5 protein-coding genes and 1 pseudogene are annotated in these 4,398 nt (G+C 32.4%); all 6 read right to left on the bottom strand.

Annotated features, from left to right (window positions below):
- Positions 1-1,685 precede the first annotated feature (1,685 nt).
- Positions 1,686-2,228 (bottom strand): macro domain-containing protein, encoded by a 543-nt coding sequence (locus tag ACGF63_RS22430; protein WP_387633289.1) that lies wholly within the window; start codon positions 2,226-2,228, stop codon positions 1,686-1,688.
- Positions 2,218-2,505, bottom strand: a complete 288-nt coding sequence (locus ACGF63_RS22425) for a hypothetical protein (protein WP_387633288.1) — start codon at positions 2,503-2,505, stop codon at positions 2,218-2,220. The genes ACGF63_RS22430 and ACGF63_RS22425 overlap by 11 nt, the downstream gene beginning before the upstream one ends.
- An 8-nt stretch (positions 2,506-2,513) precedes the next feature.
- A complete protein-coding gene (locus tag ACGF63_RS22420; RefSeq protein ID WP_387633286.1) occupies positions 2,514-2,828 on the bottom strand; it encodes a hypothetical protein in 315 nt (104 codons plus the stop codon).
- 192 nt (positions 2,829-3,020) lie between these two features.
- Positions 3,021-3,254 carry a hypothetical protein gene (locus tag ACGF63_RS22415; RefSeq protein ID WP_387633284.1) on the bottom strand — a complete coding sequence of 78 codons (234 nt, stop codon included), beginning with the start codon at positions 3,252-3,254 and terminating at the stop codon, positions 3,021-3,023.
- A 209-nt stretch (positions 3,255-3,463) separates the two neighbouring features.
- Positions 3,464-4,009 carry an immunity 42 family protein gene (locus ACGF63_RS22410; protein WP_387633282.1) on the bottom strand — a complete coding sequence of 182 codons (546 nt, stop codon included), beginning with the start codon at positions 4,007-4,009 and terminating at the stop codon, positions 3,464-3,466.
- 5 nt (positions 4,010-4,014) lie between these two features.
- Positions 4,015-4,398, bottom strand: a pseudogene (locus ACGF63_RS22405) (hypothetical protein); the annotation flags it as partial.

Here is a 4,398-nt window from a genome sequence, read left to right as displayed (position 1 = left end):
AAAATGGCTATTTTAGAGTAATAAATGGTATTTGTATTTAGTGAATGTCATTTTGAAAGTTTTTTGGTTGCCAAAATAAAACCTTTTATTTATTAAAATAGGATATTCATATGATTTTCACTTAACTACATCCACCTATATATGTTTAAATTGATCGGTGAATTAATTTAATAATGATTTATTACACCAACAATAGTGAAAACTTTCAAGGATTAATCATCCGGAAAGGTTATAATGATTAAGTGGGTATTTAAGCGTTAAATCACATTAACGGTATAAAAAGATGAATAATCTTTCTACCGTAGAAAGGTAATGTTATTGGACCGGGTAAAATAGTATAAAACAAGTTTAAATGGGGGTGTTTAATGTGTCATGGTGTTGCATGATAAATGCAACATAATAACGCTGAAAATAATCTGTTTCGTATTCGGTTAAATCATCTTTTTTGCGGATTTTGTTATTCATGCTTTTTCCAAACGATTATTTAACTGGCTGATATAAAAATTTATTTTCAGTTGAAAACGTTATTAAAGTCGGTTGTTTTTTTAAAATACATTGTCTTATTAAAATATTTAATAATCTTATTTTTCCTTTTTTATGGGTATGTGAGCATTAATAAAGCTAATTATTTTTCTCATTTTTCACGGATGGATTTATGATGGGCAGGTTTTAAACTTTTATTAAATTTCATTTTTTAACCTCTGGTTTTAATCGTTGTTTTCACTACTTTTAACATCGGTTTTCTATTAAATTTAATCATCATGGTATATTGTGTTTTACGTTTTATCAACGTTAATTATGTACACTTTTTATCTTCACTGACACTGTCTTATTGGTAATTCTGAGTGGTTTTTATAAATCATAATCCTTTGTTTTATCTTCATAAATCAACCCGTAAATAGTCTGATGGTATAAAGATACCATTTTATGTTTTTTCGGATAATATTCTTTTTTTCGCTGATTTTTTAACTCTCTTTTAATGGTTAATGGACTTCGATTAAATATAATCAATATCCTTTTAAAAAATTTAACTTATGGTTAAATGCATTTTTTATATAAATATTTAATACCTCTGTTTTCGTGTTTTTAAATTTTCATGGCAGGGCTAGGTAAATATAAAATAAGCGGAGGAGAGCATTTTCGGTAAATATATTAAACATAACAAGGAATAAGTTATTTTTAGTCACTCAATACCTTTTAAAAATATGGCATTAATGGGTACCTGTTTTTTTACCCTTAGTTAACTCATCACCGAAAAAGCAGCTTTCTGATCGCCAAAAAAGGGAAAACAAGTAAAAAGAGAAAGTGCACTATGTTTAAAAGATGACAAATCTGTAAAAAGATTCTCATTCCGAGGGTTGTAGCTTTCAACTGGAGAGTGATACTGCTCAATCTCGTCTTTTATCCTCGTCTTTTATCGACTCCATTTCGCAATGGATTCTAAATAGGATACAGCCGGTTAATCAGTTATAACGACACTTATTCTATTGAGCCGGGTGTTTTCCCCATAATTTTTACGCCATTAGTAGATGTGATTTGATTAAATACATCAGTATTATGTGTACCGCTTATCCCTTTTTTAGATATTCTATCAAATGTGGATAAGTGATTTTTCTGGTTAATATGAAAATGAATTCCTTCTGGGAAGTAGTCGTTCCCTTTCTAGAAAGGGAACGACAGAAGATTTAAAATTTATTTTTGTAAAAATTATTATTCATTAAATTTATACATATATCATAATTATCTTTTTCATAACAGACAATATTGACTTTAGAAATGTGAGGGTTATTATTTAAATATGAAACAATGGTGTCTAAGGAAATTTTAGCAGCCAGTTCTTTAGGGAATTTATAAATCCCTGTACTAATATTAGGAAAAGAAAGCCTTTTGATATTATAGATCTTAGATAATTCAAAACAACTTAAATAAGATTTTTCTAATAATGAAAATTCATTATTATTGCCGCCATTCCAACGTGGACCTACAGTATGGATCACGTATTTAGCTGGCAAATTGCCTGCACTTGTAATGACAGCATCACCAACTTTACAGCCACCTTGTTTAGCTCTAATTTTTTGGCATTCTTCTAAAATAATTTTTCCACCAGCTTTATGTATTGCTCCATCAACTCCGCTACCTCCAAGTAAAGATGTATTAGCTGCATTAACGATGGCATCAACAGCAACTTTAGTTATGTCGCCTAGTATAATTTCTACTTTATTTTTCATTTAGCAGTATCCTTAAAAGCATCTCTACTATGGTTTTGTGAGATTGTTTCTCCTCGGGTGAATATATTCCATTCATTACTTGTTTATCTAAGATACAATCGTATATATCTACACTTAACCAACCTTTAGACCATATATCAATAGTTCCCAGCTTCCCACAGCCTTCAAATTCAATTCGTTCAAGATTGCCAAACTCACCATCAACAAAAAATGAATATTCAAAAGAATAATTTTTTAAAAGAGGTTTTATATTTTTATCAAAGTCGTGCATATTCATTGAAATCCTCATTTTTTATCTACAATAGTAATATTCTTAATTTCAGGTAATTGCTGACCATCTTGTTTATTCAGTAAAAATTGTTGTGATTTACTTGCATCAGGGCCAATCATTTTAAACCATCCATCCTTACCACCTTTTAAAAGGCTGTTTGCTGGTACATCAAATTCAGCATAAACCGAACCTTTTGGTGCTGTACCTTTAAAATCGGATGCTCCATTAGTAGAGATAAATGTTTGCCCACCACCTCCTTGAACAATTTTTCCGCTACTTTGCATTTGTGCTAATTCATCAGGTGACATCCATCTACCAACTCTAGTCATTTTCACTTCATTAACAACTTTTGTTTCCCCGAGTTTTAATGAAGAGTGAATGTTATTTGTACTAACAATTGTTCCTTTTTCAGCTTCAGGCTTCCCACTTGTACCTTGATTCGGTTGTTTATTCTTCCCAATAATCGAAGCAATTGAAACTTTACTACCGATAGCACCACCAATACCGGCAGATTCTACCGCTTATTTGGCTATCAGTGCACCTTTTTCCCAGGCAGGTAGTGAGTTATACAACAGCCCTAAATCGTTCTGGTTTTCTGTAGTCACAAACTGGCTGAGACGATGAGCATCTGCCTCTGATAAGCCAAACATCCATCTCAGGCCACTAACGGCATCGGCTGTTTTTATCCCACCGTCCATTTCGGCCTGATAGGTCAGTGTACATAATCCACCGTTTCCGGCACAGTCAGACAACATTTCTGCCCGTTGCGCAACGCTCAGTTCTCCGTATTTGTTCCAGATGGCTTCGGTAGAGGCTCCTTGCTTATTTGCCTCTTGAAGTTCTCTGGTCAGATTGTAGGCATTAATGTAGAACTCAAAAGAGAGAATTATGAATTATTTCACTGATAAATAAGTGATAATCAGTAGATAAGTCAACCCCAACCGAGGTTGGGGCTATATAGATGTTATAATGATATATAATATTTTTTTATATTAGAAATTATTTCTCTAACTTCATCTTTATAAATTTTTATTTCATAAAAGTCTGGGTTAGGAATATCTTCCCAATAACCACGACCATTATTATCATATCTCAAAACACGTCGTTTTGCTCCGATGATTCTAACAATATCATCGTAAGAAACAGCAAATACAGAACTACCAAAGTCATCAATATTCTCTGTTGAAGCTTTATAAATATATGACGATTCAAAATTTTCAGGTATATCACTGTTACTATCAACCAGATTAGGAGATATCAGACCTAACATCGTGTTAAATGCTTCTTTGGTTTCTTTATCAAATAGCTCTTTATTTTCAGGAAAAGAAACCAATGCATTTTTATCATCTAAAGAAAAAATATCCACATTTAGTGTCGCGGTAGTTAGTTCATCAGGGAACATTATTCCATTAATATAAAAATGGAATAATCCATTTTTGAATGAACTATCACTCCAATAAGGAATATATTCTACTAATATCGCAAAGCGATATGGATCACCGAAAATCATAGTTTCTATCTCCATTTACCAGGTAAGCCAAAACTTTTCTTCACATCATTAGGAATTTCTTGTCTGTCTAATGGATTTTTTTGATCTCCAGTACTACCAGACCAATGCCATGTACCATCATTGCTGTAAGAAAAGCGATGAACATTTCTTTCAGAATCAAAGGAATATCTTTGCTTTTCTTTAGAGGTAGAGGAAATAGAGTAATTAAATAAATCCACTGAGTTTTTAGGTTCAATTCCTGCATTAGGTCGATTACCTTGCTGACCAAGAGTGTGTTTGGGATTCGATTTATAAGTCAGCCCATTAGAAGCGACTATTGGCTCCGGTACCGGTATTGCACTTCCTCGATGTTTCCCAACAATCGACGCAACCGAAACTTTACTACCGAT

Source organism: Photorhabdus sp. RM322S (assembly GCF_042879395.1).
GTDB classification, from domain to species: Bacteria; Pseudomonadota; Gammaproteobacteria; order Enterobacterales; family Enterobacteriaceae; genus Photorhabdus; species Photorhabdus khanii.
Note: the sequence above shows the minus strand (reverse complement) of the source record. Positions and strands in the feature narration are given on the sequence as shown.

Excerpts from the sequence above, each read along its gene's own strand:
- ACGF63_RS22430 (WP_387633289.1), bottom strand. The coding sequence starts at position 2,228 with ATGAAAAATAAAGTAGAAATTATACTAGGCGACATAACTAAAGTTGCT.
- ACGF63_RS22425 (WP_387633288.1), bottom strand. The coding sequence starts at position 2,505 with ATGAATATGCACGACTTTGATAAAAATATAAAACCTCTTTTAAAAAAT.
- ACGF63_RS22420 (WP_387633286.1), bottom strand. The coding sequence starts at position 2,828 with ATGACTAGAGTTGGTAGATGGATGTCACCTGATGAATTAGCACAAATG.
- ACGF63_RS22415 (WP_387633284.1), bottom strand. The coding sequence starts at position 3,254 with ATGTTGTCTGACTGTGCCGGAAACGGTGGATTATGTACACTGACCTAT.
- ACGF63_RS22410 (WP_387633282.1), bottom strand. The coding sequence starts at position 4,009 with ATGATTTTCGGTGATCCATATCGCTTTGCGATATTAGTAGAATATATT.